Annotated in this window: 1 protein-coding gene; it reads right to left on the reverse strand. The window is 62.7% G+C overall.

Going from position 1 to position 311, the window contains the following annotated elements:
* Positions 1-311, reverse strand: a 311-nt coding sequence (locus QQK16_RS20960; protein WP_284198441.1) for a transposase, incomplete at both ends; no start/stop codon positions are given.

A 311-nucleotide genomic window follows, 5' to 3' on the forward strand; every position in this document is an offset into this window, starting at 1 on the left:
GGCTCTTCTCCGTGTCGTAGACGTGGATCGGCAGGAAGCAGCGTTCGTCATAATGAGCGTTGAACAGCGAGAGCTGCTGATGGCCGTGGACGACATCGCAGGTATCATCGATGTCGAGCGTGACGGATGCCGGCTCGCGCGGGTAGCTATCCATCCATGCGTCGACCAAAGTGTAGGTCAGCCGGATCACGTCGCGCAGGCGCGGAGCATTCTCCAGCCGCGACAGCGTCGGTTGGGAACACAGATCGCGGCCCGTGTCCGGCAGCCGTCCGCAGGCCAGCTTGAATGCGGGATCGGACCGCAGATGATCG

This window comes from Chitinimonas prasina (genome assembly GCF_030160395.1).
GTDB classification, from domain to species: Bacteria; Pseudomonadota; Gammaproteobacteria; order Burkholderiales; family Chitinimonadaceae; genus Chitinimonas; species Chitinimonas prasina.